The organism is Nostoc sp. NOS(2021), from assembly GCF_017115025.1.
Classification (GTDB): Bacteria; Cyanobacteriota; Cyanobacteriia; order Cyanobacteriales; family Nostocaceae; genus Nostoc.
Genome location: NZ_JABXKM010000050.1, coordinates 1 through 21656 on the forward strand (window position 1 = coordinate 1; position 21656 = coordinate 21656).

General features: G+C 41.7%; 16 protein-coding genes and 1 pseudogene. 11 read left to right on the plus strand and 6 right to left on the minus strand.

Annotated features, from left to right (window positions below; translation table 11 throughout):
* Positions 1-131: 131 nt before the first annotated feature.
* The 5 genes from HWQ41_RS05660 to HWQ41_RS05680 all read left to right on the plus strand — a co-directional run bounded on the left by HWQ41_RS05660 (position 132) and on the right by HWQ41_RS05680 (position 5646).
* Positions 132-455, plus strand: coding sequence for a YnfA family protein (locus HWQ41_RS05660; protein WP_292760576.1), 324 nt, complete (start codon positions 132-134; stop codon positions 453-455).
* Between the two features lie 446 nt (positions 456-901).
* Positions 902-2314, plus strand: coding sequence for an ammonium transporter (locus HWQ41_RS05665; protein WP_292760577.1), 1413 nt, complete (start codon positions 902-904; stop codon positions 2312-2314).
* Positions 2315-2468: 154 nt separating this feature from the next.
* Positions 2469-3296, plus strand: coding sequence for an SGNH/GDSL hydrolase family protein (locus HWQ41_RS05670; RefSeq protein WP_292760579.1), 828 nt, complete (start codon positions 2469-2471; stop codon positions 3294-3296).
* Between the two features lie 125 nt (positions 3297-3421).
* Positions 3422-4630, plus strand: a complete 1209-nt coding sequence (locus tag HWQ41_RS05675) for a 4-hydroxy-3-methylbut-2-enyl diphosphate reductase (RefSeq protein WP_292760580.1) — start codon at positions 3422-3424, stop codon at positions 4628-4630.
* Positions 4631-4860: 230 nt separating this feature from the next.
* Positions 4861-5646 carry a class I SAM-dependent methyltransferase gene (locus HWQ41_RS05680; protein ID WP_292760582.1) on the plus strand — a complete coding sequence of 262 codons (786 nt, stop codon included), beginning with the start codon at positions 4861-4863 and terminating at the stop codon, positions 5644-5646.
* A 32-nt stretch (positions 5647-5678) separates the two neighbouring features.
* On the opposite strand, the gene HWQ41_RS05685 is transcribed toward HWQ41_RS05680, so the two are convergent.
* Both HWQ41_RS05685 and HWQ41_RS05690 read right to left on the minus strand, forming a co-directional pair.
* A complete protein-coding gene (locus tag HWQ41_RS05685) occupies positions 5679-5936 on the minus strand; it encodes a hypothetical protein (protein ID WP_292760583.1) in 258 nt (85 codons plus the stop codon).
* Positions 5914-6135 (minus strand): hypothetical protein, encoded by a 222-nt coding sequence (locus HWQ41_RS05690; RefSeq protein WP_292760584.1) that lies wholly within the window; start codon positions 6133-6135, stop codon positions 5914-5916. Before HWQ41_RS05690 ends, HWQ41_RS05685 begins: the two co-directional genes overlap by 23 nt.
* Before the next feature lie 109 nt (positions 6136-6244).
* Between HWQ41_RS05690 and cbiE the strand changes: the two genes are divergently transcribed.
* The 3 genes from cbiE to HWQ41_RS05705 all read left to right on the plus strand — a co-directional run bounded on the left by cbiE (position 6245) and on the right by HWQ41_RS05705 (position 10191).
* Positions 6245-7456 (plus strand): precorrin-6y C5,15-methyltransferase (decarboxylating) subunit CbiE, encoded by a 1212-nt coding sequence (cbiE, locus tag HWQ41_RS05695; protein ID WP_292760586.1) that lies wholly within the window; start codon positions 6245-6247, stop codon positions 7454-7456.
* Positions 7457-7607: 151 nt separating this feature from the next.
* The gene (locus HWQ41_RS05700; protein ID WP_292760588.1) at positions 7608-10058 is read left to right on the plus strand and encodes a HEAT repeat domain-containing protein; all 2451 of its coding nucleotides are present in this window, start codon (positions 7608-7610) and stop codon (positions 10056-10058) included.
* On the plus strand, positions 10045-10191 hold the full coding sequence (locus tag HWQ41_RS05705) for a hypothetical protein (RefSeq protein WP_292760590.1): 147 nt from the start codon (positions 10045-10047) through the stop codon (positions 10189-10191). The genes HWQ41_RS05700 and HWQ41_RS05705 overlap by 14 nt, the downstream gene beginning before the upstream one ends.
* A gap of 180 nt (positions 10192-10371) precedes the next feature.
* On the opposite strand, the gene HWQ41_RS05710 is transcribed toward HWQ41_RS05705, so the two are convergent.
* From HWQ41_RS05710 to HWQ41_RS05720, 3 genes are all read right to left on the minus strand, one after another.
* A complete protein-coding gene (locus tag HWQ41_RS05710; RefSeq protein WP_292760591.1) occupies positions 10372-10569 on the minus strand; it encodes a hypothetical protein in 198 nt (65 codons plus the stop codon).
* A gap of 62 nt (positions 10570-10631) precedes the next feature.
* Entirely contained in the window at positions 10632-10868 is a 237-nt protein-coding gene (locus tag HWQ41_RS05715; protein WP_292760593.1) for a type II toxin-antitoxin system Phd/YefM family antitoxin, read from the minus strand.
* Positions 10869-11095: 227 nt separating this feature from the next.
* Positions 11096-16774 (minus strand): alpha-2-macroglobulin, encoded by a 5679-nt coding sequence (locus HWQ41_RS05720; RefSeq protein WP_292760599.1) that lies wholly within the window; start codon positions 16772-16774, stop codon positions 11096-11098.
* 490 nt (positions 16775-17264) lie between these two features.
* On the opposite strand from HWQ41_RS05720, the gene pbpC reads away from it, so the two are divergent.
* On the plus strand, positions 17265-19688 hold the full coding sequence (gene pbpC, locus HWQ41_RS05725; RefSeq protein WP_292760594.1) for a penicillin-binding protein 1C: 2424 nt from the start codon (positions 17265-17267) through the stop codon (positions 19686-19688).
* A gap of 507 nt (positions 19689-20195) precedes the next feature.
* Here the strand turns inward: pbpC and HWQ41_RS05730 are convergent.
* Positions 20196-20660 carry a CYTH domain-containing protein gene (locus HWQ41_RS05730; RefSeq protein WP_292760595.1) on the minus strand — a complete coding sequence of 155 codons (465 nt, stop codon included), beginning with the start codon at positions 20658-20660 and terminating at the stop codon, positions 20196-20198.
* 380 nt (positions 20661-21040) lie between these two features.
* Here HWQ41_RS05730 and HWQ41_RS05735 point away from each other — a divergent pair.
* Together HWQ41_RS05735 and HWQ41_RS05740 are read left to right on the plus strand one after the other, a co-directional pair.
* Positions 21041-21259, plus strand: a pseudogene (locus tag HWQ41_RS05735) (phosphonate C-P lyase system protein PhnG); the annotation flags it as partial.
* 55 nt (positions 21260-21314) lie between these two features.
* On the plus strand, positions 21315-21536 hold the full coding sequence (locus tag HWQ41_RS05740) for a phosphonate C-P lyase system protein PhnH (protein ID WP_292760597.1): 222 nt from the start codon (positions 21315-21317) through the stop codon (positions 21534-21536).
* Positions 21537-21656: the final 120 nt, after the last annotated feature.

A 21656-nucleotide genomic window follows, 5' to 3' on the forward strand; every position in this document is an offset into this window, starting at 1 on the left:
CCCAATGCCCAATGCCCAATGCCCAATGCCCCATGCCCAGTTCAACAAACTTACTTTAATTAATGACAACAGTTTAGTTAAAAGCGTTAGCGTAATTTCACTGAGTTCGACCTTATTAAAGAATCGGTTCAATGATTAAGTCCCTGCTGTATTTTTTGTGGGCTGGTTTATTTGAAATCGGGGGCGGCTACCTGATTTGGTTGTGGTTGCGCGAAGGTAAGCCTTTCTGGTGGGGCATATTGGGTGGAATTGCTTTAGCTTTCTATGGGGTTATTGCAACTCTCCAATCGGCAAATTTTGGCAGAGTGTATGCCGCTTACGGTGGCGTGTTTATCGCAATGGCAATGCTTTGGGGTTGGAAGGTAGACGGGGTAACTCCAGACCGCTACGACCTAATAGGAGCTTGTCTAGCTTTAGTAAGTGTTTTAATTATCATGTTTGCACCCAGAAATTAAATAAAATTTATATATTATTTTTGATCAATAAGTTTTACAATAGATGCTTTTTAACAGATAATAACCTCACACAAAATCGCAAAGTTTTTTTAGCAACTAATCGGTGAGAAGCAGCCATGCTGATATCTACGCGTTTAGGCGGGAGATATAAAGAGAACTCATATTTGTGCAAATTCTCATAAGTATCTTGGTTTGTAACAGTAGGTAACTAAAAATTTGGAATTTTGTAGCGCTTGAATAAAATGTTATTCTTCAAAAAAAAGATGCGATGCAATGATTGCACCCATACACCCTTATTTAAATCTTGGCAACTACAATCAGGATTATATTTTTGTTAACATTTCCAGAAAATTAAAGTTAAGTATCTTTAAAGACAAAAATGTGTAACTAAAAGTAATCAAATGTAGTTAAGTATACAAATCATTGGTGCTTAGGAAGAAAAACAAGTGTTGAAGAAAGTTGTGATGATTGGGGCTATCACCCTACTGATTTTGGGAATACCGCTGATGGGCAATGCTTTTGCCCAAACACCAGGTGCGGCTTTGCCTACTGCTGATACTGGAGATACGGCATTTATGCTGATTTCAGCAGCACTCGTGCTACTAATGACACCAGGATTGGCGTTTTTCTATGGTGGATTTGTGCGATCGCGCAACGTCCTAAACACATTGATGATGAGTTTTGTGTTGATGGCGATCGTGGGAGTTACCTGGATTCTATGGGGCTATAGTCTTTCCTTTGCGCCAGGTTTACCGTTTATCGGTGGATTGCAATGGCTTGGGTTGAATGGTGTCGGGTTAGAGATAACCGATTATCTCAAAGGCTCAAATCCCCCGGAAGTCGTTTCCTATGCCGGAACGATACCCCACCAGGCATTCATGATCTACCAAGCCATGTTTGCCATTATCACCCCAGCCTTAATTTCAGGAGCGATCGCAGAGCGGATGAGTTTCCGCGCCTATTCGCTGTTTGTCCTACTGTGGTCAACCTTTGTTTACGCTCCCCTGGCCCACATGGTATGGGCTAAAGGTGGATTTTTAGGTTTGTATGGTGGTTTGGGTGCCCTCGACTTTGCAGGTGGCACAGTAGTTCATATTAGTTCTGGCGTTTCAGCCCTGGTAGCTGCGATCGTCCTTGGGCCTCGGAAAACCCATCCCGATCGTCTTAGCCCGCCGCACAACGTTCCGTTTATTTTGTTAGGTGCTGCCTTGCTGTGGTTTGGTTGGTTCGGCTTCAACGCTGGGAGTGCCCTATCTGTTGCTAGTGGAACTTCTGGTAACTTAGTCACAAATGTGGCAACAACAGCCTTTGTTGCCACCAATGCGGCGGCGGCGGCGGCGGCTTTAATGTGGCTAATCTTAGAAGCAAGTTTACGGGGTAAACCAACCGCCGTGGGAGCAGCTACCGGAGCCGTTGCTGGTTTGGTGGGTATCACTCCTGCCGCCGGATTTGTCACACCGCTATCAGCGATTTTAATTGGTTTGATCACCGCCTTTGTTTGCTTCTATGCGATCAGTTTCAAGCACAAGCTAGAAATTGACGATGCTTTAGATACTTATCCCGTGCATGGCGTTGGTGGTACAGTCGGGGCAATTTTAACGGCTATCTTTGCCACGACTCAAGTCAACGGAGGAGGTAAAGACGGAGTGCTACGTGGTAATTTGGGTGAATTGGGAATTGAACTAGCAGCAATTGCTGTTGCCTATGCGATCGCAGGTGTTGGTACGTGGATTATTCTTAAGGTGATCGATGCTACAGTCGGGCTGCGAGTCAAAGAGGAAGCTGAATTGCAAGGTTTGGATATCAACGAACACGGTGAAGAAGGTTACAACTCCGAGTTTGGCGATCGTCCCACTTAGTAAAGAGTGCTGAGTTATTCAATTTTGGATTTTGAATTTTGGATTTTGGATTGAAAAAAAAATCTAAAATCTAAAATCTAAAATCCAAAATTGGGCTGATTTGCGATCGCTAGCGTTAAAATTTGATTCAAATAATTGGTAAATTTGGCTAGTCGTGTCTACTTCTGCAAAAACCTTTCCTATCTGGGCATTTTTCTCGCTGTTAACCAACGGCATCCTGATGTTGGCGGTGATTCTGCTAATTTGGCAACAGCAGAGATTGGCCGCTTTTTTTGGGATAATAACATCCCCGGAGCAAATCAACCTAAACAGCGAGCGCCAAATTGCTACACCTGATTTAGGTCGCCGTCACCAACTCACTTACCAAGAGTGGGTAGATATTCTCAAGCAAGAAGCCAAAGTTGCCGCTGACCAACGTCCTCCGCATTTAACCATACTGGCGGGAGATTCTCTGAGTTTGTGGTTTCCCCCTGAGTTATTACCCGAAGGTAAAAGTTGGCTCAATCAAGGAATTTCTGGCGAAACCAGTAATGGACTTTTGAAAAGATTGAAGATATTTGACCGCACCCAGCCAGAGGTGATTTTTGTGATGATTGGCATTAATGACCTAATTGGGGGGATGAGCGACAGGGTAATTCTAGATAATCAGCGGCAAATTATCAATTACCTCCGAAAGGTGCATCCCACAGCGCAAATTGTTGTGCAATCGATTTTGCCACATGGGGCAGAGGAAGCAACTTGGAAAGGACGAGATAAACTGTTGATTGTTGCCAATAGTCGCATTCGCGAGTTGAATCAGCAACTGCAAAGCATATCTACCAAAAAAGGTGTCAAATATCTCGATTTATATCCCCTGTTTACCAACAAGCAAGGTAATCTCCGCCGCGAATTTACTACTGATGGCTTACACTTAAGTCCTGAAGGCTATGTAGTTTGGCGTTCTGCATTGCAGATTTATAGCGAAATCGAATTAAAACCCTAACGTTAACGTCCTTCGGGGGAAAAAGGGTAAAGGACAAAAAGAAGTAATATCTTTGAATACAACTCTGTATAAATCGCGTCTGGGTGCGAGAAAATAAAAAATAGTGGTTTAAGTAGACAAATCTAATGGATACAAAAGCTTTTAAGCGCAGCCTGCAACATTCAGAAAATTACAATCGCAAAGGCTTTGGTCATCAAGCAGAAGTTGCCACCCAGTTGCAATCTGAGTATCAGAGTAACTTGATTCAGGAAATTCGCGATCGCAATTACACCCTACAACGGGGTGATGTGACGATTCGACTAGCACAAGCTTTTGGCTTTTGCTGGGGTGTAGAACGAGCTGTGGCAATGGCCTACGAAACCCGTCAGCACTTCCCCACAGAACACATCTGGATTACTAACGAGATTATTCACAACCCTTCTGTGAATCGGCGGATGCAGGAGATGGAAGTAGAATTCATCCCCATTGAAGGAAAGAATAAAGACTTTTCTGTTGTTGGCACTGGTGATGTAGTCATATTACCCGCTTTTGGGGCAAGCGTTCAAGAAATGCAGATCCTTCACGATAAAGGCTGCAAAATTGTTGATACAACTTGTCCTTGGGTATCTAAAGTTTGGAATACAGTAGAAAAGCACAAAAAAATCGATTATACATCAATAATTCACGGTAAATATAAGCACGAAGAAACAGTTGCCACTAGTTCCTTTGCTGGCAAGTATTTGATTGTATTGAACTTGCAAGAAGCAGCTTATGTTGCTGACTATATTATCAATGGTGGTAACCGTGGAGAATTTCTGACAAAATTTGCTAAAGCTTGTTCATTAGGATTTGACCCTGATCAAGATTTAGAAAGAGTTGGTATTGCCAACCAAACTACCATGCTTAAAGGCGAAACTGAGCAAATCGGTAAGGTTTTTGAGCGGACTATGTTGCAGAAGTATGGCCCCACCGAGTTAAATCAGCATTTTCAAAGCTTTAATACTATTTGTGATGCCACCCAAGAACGGCAAGATGCCATGTTGGAATTAGTGCAACATAATTTAGATTTGATGGTAGTAATTGGTGGGTTTAATTCCTCGAATACCACTCAATTGCAACAAATTGCTTTTGAGCGAGGAATTCCTTCTTATCATATTGATACTGTTGAACGTATTAAATCAGGAGATTCCATTGAACATCGGCAATTAAATGGGCAGTTAATAACTACAGAAAATTGGTTGCCCGATGGAAAAATTGTTGTAGGAATTACTTCTGGTGCTTCCACGCCAGATAAGGTGGTAGAAGATGTGATTGAGAAAATTTTTGCTGTGAAAGCAACACCAACACTGGTTTAACAGTTCTCAGAGGGACTGACAAATAAAAAAACATCCAATTACTTCTTGTGGGGTGGGCATCTTGCCCGCCTTTGATTCTGGGCGGGCAAGATGCCCACCCCACAAGATTGGATAATTGATTTGTTATAAATTCCTCAGTTATCGATTTCACTTTTGGCAAAATACCACACCAATATCAGTTATCAGTAACTAGTGTTCACTATTTGAAGAATTTGGGAGGAACTCAATAAATGGCTATTTATGAGCAAATTGGTAAAGGCTATGATTTGACTCGTCGCGCTGACCCTGACATTGCTGCCCAATTAGCTAAACACCTTCAGGTGAAATTAGATTTCTCATATCTAGATGTGGCGTGTGGCACAGGAAATTACACCCTGGCTTTAACAAAACACGGTGGTGTTTGGCACGGAGTAGACCAGTCAACACAGATGATTGATGCTGCTATAAATAAGAGTAATGTTGTAGCTTGGCAAGTTGCAGAAGCTGAGAAGTTACCTTATGCTGATGGAAGTTTCTCTGGTGTGTTATGCACGCTAGCAATTCATCATTTTGCTGCACTAACTCCTGCTTTTCGGGAGATTTACCGTGTCTTGGCGGCTGGTCGTTTTGTACTATTTACTGCCACACCGGAGCAAATGAGCAAATATTGGTTAGTCGAATATTTTCCAGAAGCTATACATAAATCTGCTGAACAGATGCCAAGTTTAGAAAAAGTCAAATATGCTCTCAATGATGTAGGTTTTAATTCAGTAGATATCGAACCTTATTCTATTTCCGAAAATTTGCAAGACCTATTTTTATATAGTGGAAAATATCGTCCTGAAATATATTTAGAGGAGAATGTACGTTCTGGAATTTCTACCTTTGCTTTGTTAGCTTCTGCCGAGGAAATCACAGCAGGGTGTCAAAGGCTAGCAGCAGATATTAATACAGGACGCATCACCGAGATTGTCAAGAAGTATGAAAATAGTCAAGGAGATTACTTGTTTGTAATCGCCGATAAAGTAGCAACTTGATCTAAAGGGTGAAGGTTGAAGCAGCAATATTTTTATCCAATCAGCGTCTCGTACTCATCATGTGACCCAATCCAGATCCAGTAATAATCTTCACCTTTCTTAAGTGCTAGTGCCCGATATCCACCACTAATCCTGACTGACCACAAATCATCTCCTACTTTTTTGAAATGCAAAGATGGATGAAATTGATTATTAATCCAAAGGCGATATGCTTTTCTAGCTTGCTCTTGAAGTTCAGATGAAAGTGCAGAATATGAGCGCCAAAAATCAGGGGTTGTTAAGGATTTCATCTAACGGTTTCACCCGATTAGCTTCAATATCTGCTTTTGCACGCTGGATTAACTGATCGAATCGACCCGATTTTGCATCTGCTTGAATTTGCTTGTCCCAAGCATCATTGAGATATTCTTGGAGCCAGTTTGATAAATCCCGCATTTCACCTTCAGACAGTTGCATAATAGCGGCTTCTATTTCTGGGAGTGAGTTCATCCTGTTATCCTCAATCCAGCACTGTCAATTATCCTACCAAAAATAATTCAGAATTAGAATTAGTGCCAAGTCTTAGTTATGAAGTAATAATTATTAATCATGAATTAGCATGATACAGAAATGGCTTTCTATCGTCGGTATTGGGGAAGATGGGTTACAGGGGTTAAGCGCGATCGCTCGTTCTCTAGTCGATCAAGCTAAAGTAATTGTGGGAGGCGATCGCCATTTAGCAATGCTCCCTACAGATGACCAACGTGAAAAACTAGTCTGGACATCCCCCATTAGTGCCTCAGTTGACGAAATCATCCAGCGTCGCGGTCAGTCAATCTGCGTACTCGCAAGCGGCGATCCCATGTGTTACGGCATTGGTGTTACCTTGATGCGGCGAATTCCCGTCTCTGAAATGACGATTATCCCCGCACCTTCAGCTTTTAGCCTCGCCTGTGCCAGGGTGGGATGGTCTTTAACTGAGGTGGAAACCTTGAGTTTGAATGGTCGTCCATCGTCCCTACTCCAGTCTTATATCTATCCAAAAGCGCGGTTGTTGATTTTGAGTGAAGGGAAGGACACGCCCGCCATTGTTGCTCAAATTTTGACAAATCGCGGCTATGGTGGCAGTAAAATCACCGTCTTGGAGCGTATGGGTGGCACTCATGAAAGAATTGTGGAAGGTACGGCTGCATCCTGGAGTCAAACTGAAGTTGCTGCTTTGAATGCGATCGCAGTTTATTGTATTGCTGATGCTGGGGTTGTCCCATTACCAAGATTACCAGGATTACCAGATAACGCCTACAACCACGATGGACAGTTAACTAAGCGTGAGGTTAGGGCAATCACCTTGGCAGCTTTGGCACCTACACCGGGAGAATTATTGTGGGATGTTGGCGCGGGTTGCGGCTCAATTTCTATTGAATGGATGCGGAGTCATGCTCGGTGTCGGGCGATCGCGATCGAACAAAATGCGTCTAGACTACTATATATTGCCGATAATGCCGCTACTCTCGGTACTCCAAATCTGCAAATAATTGAAGGTCAAGCACCTCATGTTCTGAAAGATTTGCCTAGACCAGATGCCATTTTTATTGGTGGTGGCGTAACAGCAACGGGGCTTTTTGATGTTTGCTGGGAAGCATTGCGATCGGGTGGACGTTTGGTGGCAAATGTCGTGACAGTAGAGGGTGAGCAAACTTTATTTCAATGGTATGAACGAGTCGGTGGTGATTTAACTCGTATTGCCATTCAACGGGCGGAACCTATTGGTAAATTTTTGGGCTGGCGAGGAATGGCGGGTGTGACGCAATGGGTAGTTGTGAAGTCTTAAAGAAAGCGATCGCGTTTGTAGTTTAGTTATAGTTGGTAAAACGAAATATCTAACGACAAGCTTTGAGCGCGTCTGTGCTAGTTGAATCTGGCCAAAATCCGAGAATTAGCATAATATCTCAGTAATATCCCCCTTGCGCCCAGTTGATTTTATGTATGTAAACGCAAGACTACCCTTCTTAGGATTGCTGAAAGTTTCTCTTTTGGGAGTTGTATTTCCCCTGTTGTTGACAAGTCATAATTGGGCACAAGCAAATACTAAGCAAGAAAGTAGTGTGCTGTACGCTCAAACACCAGCACAGTCTAAACCGCAACCGAGTAAGCCTGCTGATTCAAAAAAGACAAATTTACCACCTCAGGAGCAAAAGCAACAGGAAGGTGAAAAATCTGATGAAGATAAGCAGCAGGATCTACCTTGGACTGTAACAGCAGCTACGCTTGCAGTTGTGGTAGTTTTGTACTTGGGAATTCTTCGATTCTATCCCCTATTGCTGCTACGACTACCTGCGGAATTGAAGGTTCCGAAAACACCAATCACACCAGCCGAGTTCAAATTTCCACTTGGTTTTGTAATTTGGTTAAAATATCGTCCTAGAGTATTGGATGCTTGGGTTCAGAAAGACATTAATACTTTTGAGAAAAAATTTTTAAAGAATGAAACCATTGATGAGCGCAAAGATTACGTTTCTCTTCCTGTGGAGTTCAATAAGCAGGAGATTGAGGAACTGACAGCAATAGATTTAAGAAAAACTTTTGAAACAGAAAAGCGAGTACGACTGCTGATTTGGGGAGAAGGAGGTTCAGGAAAAACAACTATTGCCTGTCAAATTGCAAAATGGGCAATTGAAAAGAACGATTCCAAACGCTTGGCCAAACACTTGATGTTACCTGTTCTAATTGAGCAAGAACTAAAATCACAATCAGGGGAAGGCATGAAGCTTTTGATTGAAGAAATTGTAGGACAAATCCAGGAGTTGAGTGACGGCGAACAAAAGATTGTTGATGAATTGCTAGTAGAACAACTCCTGCGACAGCGCCGGATTCTTTTGATTGTGGATCATTTTTCTGAGATGGGTCAACAAACCCGTGACCAGATTAATCCCGACTTCCGAGAGTTTCCAGCTAATGCTTTAGTGGTTACTTCGCGCATTGAGGAAAAGTTTAACGGCATTGACACTAAAATAAAGACTTTGCGCTTTGATGGCGGTAAGTTGGCATACTTTATCGAGCAGTACTTGAAACAGTGCGATAAATGGGAACTGTTTGAAGAGGATCAGGAAGATTTTTTACAAGAATGTGCCCAACTTGCACGCATAGTGGGTGATAAGAAAACAATTACTGTTTTGCTGGCTAAACTGTATGCAGAGCGAATGATTAATGCTAAAGAGAATGCTTCACTCAGTCAACACTCACTTGATAACATCCCTGATCTGATAATTGAACACCTAAGCAAGCTCAATCGTGATGTAGAAAGACGTACAGCCGAGGAATATCATACGCTTGAGCCAGATGCCAAGCTAATTGCTTGGAAATGCCTTGAGCAGAACTATAAGCCAAGTTATGTAGAGCGAACGTCTGTAATTGATGCCTTGGGAAAAGAAAAAGCTGACAACGCCCTTGAGCATTTTGAGAAAAAACTTTTTTTAATTAAGTCGGGAAAATCAGGCACAATTAGGTTTGTCTTAGACCCTTTAGCTGAATATTTAGCAGGACTATACATTGTAAATCATCTCAATGAAAATGACGTAAGCTGGCGCGACTTTCTGGCAAAAGTAGACAACAATCTATATAAACTAGAAGAAATTAAAGGTTTTCTTCTAGCATTGAGAGAATGCTGTATTAGCAAAGGCGCAGAAGCAAAAGTACCTAGTTTCGTGACAGAGGAACTAGGCAAACTCGCAGGACTAGATATGGAAGCGCTAAAACAAGAACAACTGAAACGGCGTATTCGGCTACTTATTGCCAACTTGTCTGCTCCAGAGGCAAACACAGGAGATAGGCAACGTGCTGCCGAAGAACTAGGAAAGATTGGTTTATCTGCTAAATCTGCTGCTCCTGCCCTCATCAAAGCTCTGAAAGATAAAGATTCTAAAGTACGTTTCACAGCGGTTCAGACCTTAGGCAATTTAGGCAACAACTCAGAGCCAGTGCTACAAGCACTACTATCTATGCTTACCAATCAGGATGCTCAAATACGTTCCAAGGCGGGTAAGGTGTTGGGACGGTTAAACAAGGACTCAGAGACAGTCCTGCAAGGGCTACTAGCTCTGCTTACACATCAAAATTCTCATGTGCGTAGCACTGCTGCCGAGGTGTTAGGCAAGTTAGGCAATACTTCAGAGCCAGTACTGCAAGGGTTATTGGTACTACTCATAGATGCGAATTCTCATGTGCGTGGCATCGCTGCCGAGGCGTTGGGCAAGTTAGGCAATACTTCAGAGCCAGTACTGGAAGGGTTATTGGTACTACTCACAGATGCAGATGCGAATTCTCATGTACGTGGAATTGCTGCTAAGGCGTTGGGCAAGTTAGGCAATGCCTCTGAGCCAGTAATTGATGGGCTATTGGTGAGGAACCACGAGAAAAATCGTGAAGTTACTTAGGAAAAGCGATAGTGCGATCGCCATTTATAATTACGTTTACAGTAGCGCGATCGCCTGTCTTTCAACTACCGTGTTTATCTACTATAAGATTCCTCAATTTTTCTTCATCAAAGGTCAGTCCGTGGCGTTCTAAATATGGGCGTAAATTTATTTTAATGAATAAATCTTTCAGTTGTTGGGCAATTTATTGGGGTGGATTTCCTGATAATGCGATCGCAATTCAATACTGCTCGGTTAAGGTGCATAGTCATTTGAGATCCCCCTTAGTCCTCCTTAAAAAGGGGGAAAAATAAGGCATTTTTAGCCCCCCTTTTTAAGGGGAATTGGGGGGATTGACTCTTAACCGAGCAGTATTGTCAATAGAATTAATCAATAATTGCTCAGAAATAAACTGCTCTGGATTTTTTGGCAAAAGTAACTTACCTAGCTGGGCTTTCGTGGCTATTTCCCAAGCACTAGCTGCACTAAAAAATAACTCATTGTTGCGATCGCTGATAGTTGCCTTAACCATAGATGATAAACGAGAACTATCAGTGATCCACCAAAGAAAAGTATGGGTGTCAAAAAGTAATCTCATCCTTCAAAGCTAGCTAGTATATCATCAGGTAAAGGAGCATCAAAATCTGGAGAAATTGTGATTAATCCTTTAACACTTCCTGGTATTCGCTGGAGAGGATTTTGATTAACAGGTACTAAACGGGCAATTGCTATTCCGTCTTGAGTAATTGTAATTTCTTCGCCCCGACTCACCCGATTCAAAAGTTCAGAAAAAGCAACTTCTGCTTCTTGAATATTAATGTTTACAGTCATAGCAAAGCTTCTCCTGAAAGCTAAAGCTTGCTTTTATTCACGCGATGTGCAACTTTTTCTTGGAACCCCGCTTCCATTCCTCTCCCCTACAGTCCGAGAGGCTTTGATTCTTACTCCCCTTCCCTTGTAGGAAAGGGGTTGGGGGTTAGGTTTGAGAGAAAGTTGCACACGGCGTTTTATTATTCATTTCTATTTTACAGAGGAGCAGACAACTAAGCTATAAATCATCAGGAATGCTCCTCAACCACCAATGTAGACTCAGCAGTACGCCCAAATTCTTCTGGTGCATATTGCAGGTGAACTTGGGCACCAGGCCAAGAAAATGTACCAGGAGTCACAGAACGGACTAAGTAATGGAGGCTATAAACTCCTGGTTCTAGGTGGTCGGCGTAGGCGATAATGCGATCGCGGTAGATATTTTTAAAGCCAAGTTCCCAGCTATCGGCTTTTGCTTGTAATGCAGCTGTGGTAGTTTGGAAACTTGCATCCACCGCCTCAAAACCCGATGGTAGCGGATCTTTAATTACTATATGATCTACGGGGCGATCGGCAATAATTTCTAAACCAATATCAAACACCTGTCCAGAGGCTAAAGTCAAGGGTTTATCGAAAGCGTAAAGACCTGTTCTTTGCAGAACTTTCTCTTCATTTAATTTGCTAATTTCCCGTGTTACTCGTAAGCCGTTAAATCTGCCTGATTGATTTCCTTGCAAGCGATAATTATAAGCAACCAGATAGTGTAAAATGCCATTACCTGATTTTTGCAGCGTTAAATCATTACGACCACGAGGTAATTTATTCATCGGCACATTTAGCTGTAAGCTAGGATTTTTATAGCCATCAAACCGATTTTCTCCTAACTTATTACCAGCTAATTCCATTGTGGCGACAAAATTAGGCGGCGTGGGTTGCAGTTGGCTATATTCTACCAAAGCTGTTAATGCTTGGGCATTGTTATAGTTAGTTTGCCATGTGCCATTCCGTCGCAATGCCAGAAGACTTTGGAATAACTTATCTATAACTTCGGGTTTACTTTGCTTGGCAATAAATAAACGTAAAGCTTCCGCCTGCGTCGCGGTAGACGAACTCATCCATCCCCAACTAGATGGAAAACTTACAACTGCTGTGCGACCAGTTTCATATATATTCTGTTGTAACTTGTTCACTAATTGTTGAGATTCGTCTTGCCATTCTGGGAATTGAGATAAGTATCGCGCTAGTTTAATTTGAGTTACTACATCAAAGTTATTGCGTTGTTCATAAATATCTGCAAGAAAAGTATTGCGTTTTTCACCAATTTGTGTCAGTGCGATTAAAGCATTAAGTTGCAGTTGCCTTTTACATAGTTGCTGTTTGCAAAAATCGTATTCTCCGGGATTTGCTAAAACTTTTTGCAGATAAACTTTCAGGCGAGACACCATTGCAGAATCGACTAAATTAGGGAACACCTGACTGGCTTTAGCCAAAGACTCAGCTGTATAAGAAGAAATCCAAGGGTCAGATTTTTCTTGTCCGGGGAAAGCTGCAAAACCACCATCTGCTATTTGGAGTTTTTGTAATTTTTCAATTGCTTGACTTGCCTGTTGGGTGGGATTAAATTCTGCAAATGCTTGACCATATTTTTGGGCAATAGTTTGCAGATTGGCAGCAATTGTTAACTGACTCGCCGCCGGTTCAGTAAACGGCAAATCATCATCTTTTAAAACCTGCTTTGCTGGTGCTTGAATCTCCGGTATCAAAGTACTCGCCAATTGAATATCTAAACCTCCCGCATCAGGGAAGGTATTTTTATCAACATTCAGGGGAATCTTCACCTGTTTTTCAGTGACACCAGTTTCAACGACTTGTTCTGTAATTTCAATTGGCTGAACTTCCAAAGGTACTTCAAAAGCATCTGCGGCTGTACCATTTAGCTGAGTGGTAAAGCGAACTTTACCAACTCCCACACTATCCGCCACCATTGGAAAGCGATAAGCATGAGTTGCAGATTCAGCTTTGGTTTGCAAAGAAGTAGTTGTGGGGTTTTTGTCAGCAAACTTGACATTACCGCTAAGTTCGCCATTAATTGAGAGATTTCCTGTATTTCCGGTGTTGTTAGTTACAGATAAACCAGCAAGGATGCGATCGCCTGGACGGGCAAATTGTGGCAAGATGGCATTAGTTAGCAGTGGCTTAGTGCTGATAAACGTCGCGTCCCCATTCCCAAAACGCAGATTTCCATCGGTGGCCACAGCCATCACCCGCCATGTAGTTAAGTCATCCGGGAGTTTAAAGGTTATCTGTGCATTACCATTTGCATCAGTGAGGACAGAACCATTGTAGTAAGCTAAGGCTTGAAAATCCGTGCGAGTGCGAGTATTAGCTGCACCAGTTGAGAAACCACCGCCATAACCCCAACCTTTGGGTTTAGCTACATCTTGTGGTTGTAATATTACAGCCGGTCTATTATCGCTAAAGCGGGTAGAAATTATCTGTTCTGCATAAACTGTATCCACCAAATCTGGCGGACGATAACCAGAAAGTTGTAACACCGCCTCATTTACCACCATGACTGTAAACTGTCCTTTGGTGGGGTTTCCTTGATTGTCCTTCAATTCTAGCTGTACTGTTTCCTCTGCACCAGGTTCTAGTGATGCTTGCACTGGCTTAACTTGCAGTTTTAAATATTTCTCTTCTAAGTTAACTTTAAAAGGTGTAAAACCAATCTTCACCAAGTTATCTAAACTTCCCGCTTCCACTTGATTTATGGGTTTACCTTGTCTTACTAATACAGCTTCAATGGCTGCATTGGGCAGCATTTCTGGCGTGACTTTAAACTGGATTTTTGGTGTGCCTCCCTGAACTTTGATAATCTGCTGATAAAGGGGTTTGTCTTTAATCACAGCAAAGTACAATTCTGCATCTGGATAGGGAGATTGAATTAGTGCAGTAGCAATTTCTCCTGGTTTGAACTCTTTTTTATCTAATTTAACTTCTAAGACATCTTGTTCTCTAGAACCCCAAAATACAGGATTTTCTCCAGTTGCCCAAATTTGTAAATCTGTGGCACTTAATTCACTTTTAGCATCGCTGAAATTAACTCTAATCCGATATGAAGCAGATTCCGGTGCTGTTAAACTTACCGATTGCGGATTGCTAGCAGATGTAATTTCTGCTTGTCCGACTGTTTTATATTCAACTTGATTTTTTGGTGTTTGGCTACCTTCCACCAACTGCGTGACGCTGCTGTATTTAATCTGTTGTAATTCCAGGCGCACCCGTTGACCTGTTATCGGTTTTCCTGTAGGATCAGTAACAATCACTTCAATCGGAAAAGCCTTGCCAGCATCAGCGAGAAAATTGCTTTTTAACCCGATGAGGCGATTACTTGGTAAAGCTGTAAAAGTTTTGGAATTCGCTACAGATAGATTAGAAACATCTGCAACTTGCACATCTACTTGGTATGTCATTGCATATGGTAAATCCTTAGCCACGTTTACAGTTTGACTACTTTTACCATTAGCATCTAGCTGGGCATTAGTTTGCAACACATCACTAGATATAGTAGGAGTTTCCTCCGGCCACAACCATTGTCTACCAAAAGCAAATTCCTCCCAACCTTTAGGAACAAAATTAGCCTGCTGACGAGTAATAAAGTATTTTGCTTCTCCACCTTCTACAGGCGCACCAAATAAATAACTACTTGTAGCATTAATATCAACTTTGTCGTCAATGAGAGCAAATTCTTTATCTAAGTTGAGTTCGACTTTAAAATTGGGTGGCTTAAACTCAGCTACACGGAATTCGCCAGAAATTTCTTGCCCGTTCTTTCCCTTAGCCTGGATTGTATGGTAGCCTAAGCGCTGAGTAGTTTGGATTGGCAGTTCCAGAGAAAATGTGCCAAATTCATTTGTAGTTTGCGTACCTAAATTGGTCTTTTGTCCATCAGGATTTACTAAAGTTAATTGATAAACAGCATTTTTATCTTGCTGAATTGCACCATTTTGTAAATAGTCAGCAAACCCAGTCAACCAAGCTTTTTCGCCTGGTTGATACAACTGTCTATCCGAGAAAATTACCCCGCGTGATTCGGGTTTAGCATCTTGCCAACCTGCATCAATACCATATCCATAAACGCCGCTATATTCTTCTGTTCTAGCAAATGCCCAATCTTGATTCTCACGGGCAATTACTAATAATTGTGGTGATTTACTAGAACTTTCATTCCCAGAATAACATTGCGGTAATCCTTCACGAATAATTCTAAAAATTCCATTTTCATCAGTTTTACCCGTTGCACAAGGTACAGGTTCCGGGCGAGATTTTGCCTGTAATTTTGATTGATAAATTTCCACAGCCGCCGCTTTAACTGGCGAACCATCTGTAAGATGATTAACGCGAATTAAGCCTGACTCAGGAAACCACTGAGTAAATACGCCCAAATTCGTCAATTCAACCAAGCCATAAGTTGTAGGTTCACGCCACAATTCCTTACCATTCTCCTGATATTTATTAGTGCGGGCTTGCACTCCGTAAGCTAACATTCCCGTAGTAGAACTTATTTTTTCTCGGAGAGGAACAGCAACGTCAACTGATTGATTTTTCTTACCCGATACCTTAAAGCTTTGCCAATCAGAAGGTTGTGGTAATAAATCAATACTATTATTAAAATAAACTAAATCTGTCGGTTTAACTACTCGATAAGCTGCTTTGTACTTAGATTCTGGCAGATTTCCCGTACTAATATTTAGCTGTAAATCTTTATCTGTAGGGAAAATATTCAAATCTGATGGTACCCAGATATCACCAGCTAAATCTCCAGTATCATATTTAACTGTGACAGGTTTACCCAAAGTTTGCCCAAACTTATCTTTGAGATTTCCACCGATAGTAATTGTATAACTCTTGGCAGGTTCTAGCGCATAAGGATTGATGACAACAATTTTATCTTCATCATTTATTTGGATAATTCTCGCAATGGCTTTTGGTGCTGGATTAATGGTAATATTTTCTTTAGCTGAATCTGGCAATAAAACATTATTAAATTCTAGCTGCGGACTGCCTTTAAGAAATCTTCCAAAAGTTCCCCCCGAATCTGGCTGTCCATAAAAGTTAATTTTCTGAAATGCCAAAGGCGAATAAGTTGCTAACTTAGTGGCAAATTCTTTCTCTGTAGGTAGATTGCCATAAGCAGGACGTATTCCGGGAGAAAATACCAAACGATAACGGGTTGATTTTTCGAGATTTTGTTGTGAGATGAGGTTATAAATCCAATTGCGTGCTGAAGGGTCAAATTTTTCTAAAGGGTCTTCTTCATTTTTTAATGGTTTTTCTTCTTTGTTGAATTCGACTTTAAAACCTGTACCTTTGTTTTTTCCTTCGGGAATTAACTGTAAATGTTCTTGTACAGAAGCTAAATCCAATTCGACATTGGAAGTAAATTGCAACTTCTGTTGTAAATCAATTGGTTCAATATCAGCCTTCTCAATGGGATTGACACCAGGTAAATTAGTCAGGTTGATAGATTCGGTATTGAAAGTCCAAGGCAAATCTTTGTCTAGGCGATGATTTTTTAAATCGGCTAAACCTGCTTTGAGGGTAACTTGAAATCTTGTCGCTATTGGTAATGCTTTATCAGCTTGAAATCCCACCATACGCGGTGTTAAAAAGCGAAATTGACCGGGTAAAGGCGGCGACAGTGCAAATTTTTGTAATATTTTTTGCTGTTCTGGACTATCAAGACTTTCAACTGGAATTAAAGCTTCTTTAAAACGGATGCGGATTTGGTTAAGAGATTTCGCATCCCCAATGGGACTAATTTGTTCAATCCAGTCTGGTAGTTTCGGCGGGGTGAGTGAGGAAACTGTTGGTAGTTGTTCTTTAGCTGAGTTGATACCAAAAAAATTACACCCTGCCATTCCTAACATAAATGTAAAGAGAAGAATAAACTGTATTTTTCTCTTGCGCCTTGAGGAATGTCCAATTTTTTTTAACGAACCGCCAAGAACGCCAAGGACGCCAAGGACGAGATAGAGAATTTTATGGTGGAAACGGAGTAAAAATCTGATAATCATATTTTTAGTAATTCAAAATTCACAAATTATAGCGAAATAAAAGTTTGCCTTACCTCATTGATTGGGCAATGTCAAGGCTAATAAAGGACATTAGATGACTAGTTATTTGTACTCAAATTTTGGATTTAACTATGTTTATTTACATTGATAACTAACTCAGTGTGATTGTTCCAAAAAATAACTACAATTCTTAACTATAAAGAAGTATTTAAATTTTGCAAACATTAATTTACTGCTAAGTTAGTAAAAATTAATTATTAAGGAATTGACATATTTACTGATGTAGATATAAGTAAGTTGGCGGGAAAATTAAGGTAAGTTTTCTTAGACAGGGGATTCCCTGATGAAACTAATTTCACGATCGCTAATCCAAATTAAGCACAAACTGCGTAAAACTACTAAAGTTATCCTGGCTGCGCTGGTAATCTGCCTGGTTGTACGCCTAATACCTTATTTTGCGCCCATTCGTGCCGCAGATATTGCCCAAAATCAGTTGGCAATGCAATTTAGCGATCGCAATGGTTTACCATTAGGAACAATACTCACCCGTGACCAAGAGCATACATCAGTAGTACGACTGAATCAGGTTTCGCCCCAGTTTACCCATGCCATTTTAGCCGCCGAAGATGGCAGCTTTTACCATCACGGGGCGTTGGATATGAAAGCTGTTATCCGCGCCATCAAAGAAGCCATCCACGCCAAAAGAGTTGTTTCCGGCGCTTCCACAATTACGATGCAATTGGCGCGGATGTTAGATCCTGTGCCGCGCAACTTCTCTGGTAAACTGAGTGAGATTTGGCTATCTTGGCGGTTAACAGCAGGGATGAACAAAGATGAAATCCTGGCTGCATATATCAATCGGCTGCCAATGGGAGGGAATATATATGGTGTGGAAGCAGCCGCCCGGACTTATTTTTCCATCCCAGCTAGTGAATTGAATCTTGCTCAAGCTAGTTTGTTGGCTGCTATTCCCAATAATCCCACATATTTTAACCCTTACGAGCATTGGGAACGGCTGAAACAGCGACAAAAATACGTCCTCAATCGCATGGTACAGGAAAAGTATATAAGTAGTGCGATGGCTGCGCCAACGTCTTCGACGAACGCAACACGAACATCCGCTGAAAAAGTTGTGTTTCAGTCTCGCCAACGGGGAATTATCGCCGCACCACACTTTTTATTTTGGTTAGCCAGTCAGATTCCCCCTAACCCCCCTTACAAAGGGGGGAATCAAGCCCCCTTTTTTAAGGGGGGTTGGGGGGATCAATCCGTTATTCGCACGACTATAAATCGCCCTTTGCAGCAGTTTGTCGAAGCACAGGTACAGCAGGTAATTTCTTCCCTCGCCGCTAACAATGTCCATGATGCAGCTGCATTGGTAATTGACAACCGCACTGGTGAAGTTTTGGCTTATGTCGGTTCGCCTGATTACTTTAATGAAGTCAAACTCGGACGCAATGATGGAGTGCAGGCGCTACGTCAACCAGGATCTACCCTCAAGCCTTTTGTATATGAATTAGCTTTAGAAAAAGGTTTAATTCGTCCGAATACCATTTTACCAGATGTACCCGCCCATTATGCAATTCCCGGCGCGAAACTTTATAGCCCAACAGATTATACCGAACGCTTTCTTGGCCCTGTGCGGGTGCGAATCGCTTTAGCAAATTCCCTGAATGTACCAGCAGTGCGGGTGTTAGAAAAAGTAGGTGTGGAAACTTTCTTAGAACGACTGCATCAACTGGGATTTGAACACCTCAATCAAACTCCAGAACATTATGGTTTGGGTTTGACTTTGGGTAGTGGCGAAGTCAGTCTCTGGGAATTAGCCCATGCCTACCTGACTATAGCACGACAAGGAAATGCTACCCCTTTAGTAAGCACATTTTCCAATTCCCCAATCCAAAAGACGCTCGCAGACTCGCTAACGCTACGCTATCCCAAATCTAAAATCCAAAATTCGACGACAATATGGCAATTAATCACCAACATACTCAGTGACAACCATGCTCGTGCAACAGCATTTGGTGTAGACTCAGTGTTAAATTTACCCTTTCCCACTGCTGTTAAAACTGGCACTTCTTCCAATTTTCGTGATACTTGGACAGCTGGCTTTACTACAGATTACACTGTCGCTACTTGGGTAGGCAATTTCAACGGCGAACCGATGCGACAAGTTTCAGGGGTTACAGGGGCTGCACCCTTGTGGAATCGGATTATGTTACATCTGCACGAACATCAAGAACCAGCAGGTTTTCCGCCTCCAGAAGGTTTAGTGCAATTACCTGTTTGTGCAATTTCGGGGTTACGACCAACACCAGATTGTACCTCAGTAGTGCAGGAATATTTCTATCCTGAAGATAAAAGTAACTACGAAGGTGAAAATCAATTCAATTTACCACCAGAGTATGATGAGTGGTTGGCAAAACAACAGCAATCGAATTTTACTTCTACCAATTTGAGAATTTTATCTCCGCATCATGGCGATTTATTCTTACTCTATCCAGGTGAAGAAGCGAAGCAAAAACTCGAATTTAAGCTAGTGGGAAATAAATCTGCGCCTGTAGAGTGGTGGTTAAATGGTGAAAAGCTAGATACACAGTCAGCTAATTCTTTATTTTGGTATTTGCGTCCTGGTAACTGGACTTTGGAAGCAAGAAGTGGGGAAATGAGCGACAAAGTAAGTTTTCAGGTGGAATTAGCTAATCTTAAACCCACACGTCGGGGATTTTCTATTAGTAATTCTCCGGTAAAGGGGAATCGCCCCTAATTAAATAGTGAGGCAATTAACGAGGAGAGAATCATCTACGAATGATAGGGTGGGGATGCCTACGGTAGTAAACAACGCACCTCTAGCTTTGTGCTGCAATACTATACTTCTAAAGATACATCCATCTGACACAGCAGTTTCTAGACCGAGAAAACACTATCTGAAAAACCTCTCTCTAAATCTCTCTCCTTTTAGGAGAGAGACTTTGAATTTTCCCCCTTAGAGCGTCGGGAAGGGGGTTAGGTTTTTTGTAGGCTTTTCGACATGACGTAAGGGACTGACAAGAAATAAATTATCCATCTTGTGGGGTGGGCAGGAAAGCCCGCCCTGAATATGGGACGGGTGTTCGCGTAGCGGCACGTAGTGCGGACACCCATCCCACAAGAAAATTTGGGATGTTTTTTTATTTGGAAATCCCTAAGATGGGTTAGACCCCTTATAAATTCGCCAACAGTCTCATAGAATTCGCGGCTACACAAACTTAGCTTCTCAGCAATATTTCAGCAATTACCATTGTGAAAAAGGGTGTTTTACTAAATTGCTGTTGAAATATCTGGAGTCATCAGAAACTTCTTCTCCAATCCAGTTTGGTAGTTCAATTTGTTGGTTTTCATCACTGAGTTCAACTTCTGCTAAAATTAGTCCTTTATTAACACCATCAAACTCATCTATTTCCCAAATTAAACCACCCGACTCTATTTTATATCTGATTTTTTCTATAAAGGGACGTTCACACAATGTCTCAAGTATTTCTTGAGCATCTTCAACAGGAATAGGATATTCAAACTCTAATCTCGAATATTTGATATTGGGGCCTTTAATTGTCAAATAACTTTTTTCTCCGACTATACGTATACGTACAGTCGCTTTGTCTTGTGTGGCAATGTATCCTTGACGATATACACTACCTTCAGCTAATTCTCTCCAGCTATCTCCTCTCACTAAATATTTCCGCTCTATTTCTTTCGCCATTTTACTTACCTGATTATTTGCTTTTGTCTATCAACAAGCTGAGTCATGGGCATAAATGGGCATCACTTCATGGTTCATATATCAATTATCAATATTCACATTGTCAACTTACTAAAATTGCACTAGTCTATTTTAATCTAGATGTCTAGAAAAATTAAGAATAGTTTAACAAAAAAGAAGTCAGGAGCCAGAATTGAAAATTTGGTAGTCTTCAATTCGCATACTTATCAATCATTTTCAAATTGGTATCACTTTGAAAATGATTGCGACAGTTCGAGTGCCAAAAAGCTTATTCACTAACTGTTTGACAATCCAAAATCTAAAATTCAAAATCCAAAATGGTATGACCTATGGCTACCGTGACGCAACGACAAACATGGATGGCAACACTAGCGAAAGCTGAACTAGAGCTATTAGAGAAATTGGTGAATAAATTAGGTACATTGCCCAGTTATAGTTTTTTACGCTCTCCAGAGATTGGTCTAACGATGGTTCGGGGACGCGCTGGGGGTACAGGAGAGCCATTTAACTTGGGAGAAATTACCATGACTCGCTGTGTGCTGCAACTAGAGAGCCAAGCAGGATCTGAGGCGATGCCTACGGCGAGCGCAGCTAACGCAGGTTTTGGCTATGTTGCAGGGCGATCGCACCGTCATGCTGGTGGAAAGTTGGTCAGGAGGGCAACCTGTGGTGCTGACAGGGCCAGGAATTTTGGACAAGAGAGCGATCGCGCCCAATCTTCATCGCCATTTTGGGAATTTTTGGGAGAAGAATCACCTAGCTTATCCACAAGGGGTAGATGTATTGTTATTTACAGAAGATGCGGTGATGGGGCTACCACGCACGGCAAAATCTGAGGTCAGTCATAACTCTTAATATCCGCACTGCTAATTGTGATGATCTTGTCATATTATGTCAGCTTGATTATTAAACCCGAAGAACCCCACCCCGCCAAAGCTGCGCTTTGTCTCCCCTCCCCGCCTGCGGGGAGGGGAT